General features: G+C 43.7%; 1 protein-coding gene. It reads left to right on the top strand.

Going from position 1 to position 1950, the window contains the following annotated elements; genetic code table 11:
• Positions 1-1950, top strand: a 1950-nt coding sequence (alaS, locus tag Q0296_RS08680; RefSeq protein WP_298039418.1) for an alanine--tRNA ligase, incomplete at both ends; no start/stop codon positions are given.

Genomic DNA, 1950 nt, shown 5'->3' with positions numbered 1-1950 from the left:
ATTTGGAGCACTCACATCGCAAAAGAGAGAATTTACCGCTTTGGCGACCATGATAACTTCTGGCAGATGGGCGATACTGGACCATGCGGCCCTTGCAGTGAAATTTTTTACGATCAAGGGGCTGAACACTTTAACACACCAGAAGACTACATGGGCGGCGACGGAGATAGATTTTTAGAAATTTGGAACCTCGTTTTCATGCAGTATGAAAGAAGTAGTGATGGCAAACTAAGCCCACTGCCAAAGCCAAGTATCGATACAGGCATGGGTTTAGAGCGTGTTACTGCCATTTTACAGGGTAAATTTAGTAACTACGATAGCTCACTTTTTATGCCGCTAATTAGCGAAGTAGCAAATCTTTGTGGCAAACCATACGTCTATGAAAGTGGTGCAAGCTACCGCGTCATAAGCGACCACATCCGCTCTGTCACATTTTTACTAGCTCAAGGCACGACATTTGACAAAGAAGGCCGTGGCTACGTGCTTCGCCGCATCTTACGCCGTGCGATCCGCCATGGATATTTACTAGGCATAAAAGAGCCATTTATGTATAAACTTGTCGATAAAGTCTGCGAGCTCATGGGAGAGCACTACACCTATCTAAACGAGAAAAAAGCGGTTGTAAAAGAGCAAATCAAGCTTGAAGAAGAGAGATTTTTAGCGACTATCGCTAGTGGTTTAGAGCTATTTGAGAGTGAGCTTAAAAATACAAAAGAAATTTTTAGCGGAGAGGCTGCGTTTAAGCTCTATGATACATTTGGCTTCCCACTTGACCTAACGGCTGATATGCTTAGAGAAAAGGGCTTAAAGGTCGATGAGGCAAAGTTTGATGAGCTTATGAGCGAGCAAAAAGCACGTGCAAAAGCTGCTTGGAAAGGCAGTGGTGACAAGAGCGCAAAGGGCGATTTTAAAGAGCTACTTGAAAAATTTGGCGAAAACAAATTTGTAGGCTACGAGACATTTAAATCAAAAGGTAAAATTTTAGCCCTGCTTGATGAAGAGTTTAAAAACGTTTATAGCCTAGATGCTGGCAAAGATGGCTGGGTGATGTTTGATATCACTCCGTTTTACGCTCAAAGTGGCGGCCAGTGCGGCGACAGCGGCAAGATAGAAGGCAAGGCAAATGTGCTTGATACGCAAAAATTCCACGGACTAAATTTATCTTTAGTTGAGACTAGCGCGGCACTAAAAGTTGGCGACAAAGTTGAGCTTGAAGTTAGCAGCGATAGAGCGGAGATCACACGTCACCACAGCGCTACACACTTGCTTCACGCAGCGCTTAGAGCAGTTGTGGGCACTCATATCGCTCAAGCTGGCTCAAACGTCGAGGCAGACAGGCTAAGATTTGACTTCTCGCATCCAAAAGCACTAAGCGGCGAGGAAATTTCTAGAGTTGAAAATTTAGTAAATGAGTGGATCGTAAATGGCGCAAGTCAAGAGACCAAGCTAATGGACCTTGAAGACGCCAAAAATAGCGGTGCGATCGCACTATTTAACGAAAAATACGCAGACAAAGTAAGAGTCGTGAGCTTTGGCGAGGTCAGCAAAGAGCTTTGCGGCGGAACACACGTGAAAAATATCAATGAGATCGGCTCATTTTTCATCACAAAAGAGAGCGGCGTAAGCGCTGGTGTTAGGCGCATAGAGGCTGTTTGCTCAAGGGCTGCGCTAAATTTAGCAAGGTCTTTTAGAGCTGAACTTGAAGAGCTAAAAGATGAGCTAAAAAGCACAGAGCCACTAAATGCCGTTAAGAAACTAAAAGGCGAGATAAAGGGCTTAAAAGATAAGCTAAAAAACGCTAAAAGCTCTGGGGAGCTAGCCTTTACAAATGTAAATGAAACTAAACTTTGTGTGGCACACATCGATGGTGGCGACATAAAAACTTTGATAGATGAGTTTAAAAATGGGCATGAAAAGGCTGCTATTTTGCTAATCCAAACAGATGAAGAG

Origin of the sequence: uncultured Campylobacter sp. (genome assembly GCF_937890585.1) — a bacterium.
Lineage (GTDB): Bacteria > Campylobacterota > Campylobacteria > Campylobacterales > Campylobacteraceae > Campylobacter_A.
This window is presented reverse-complemented; position numbering and strand designations above follow the sequence as displayed.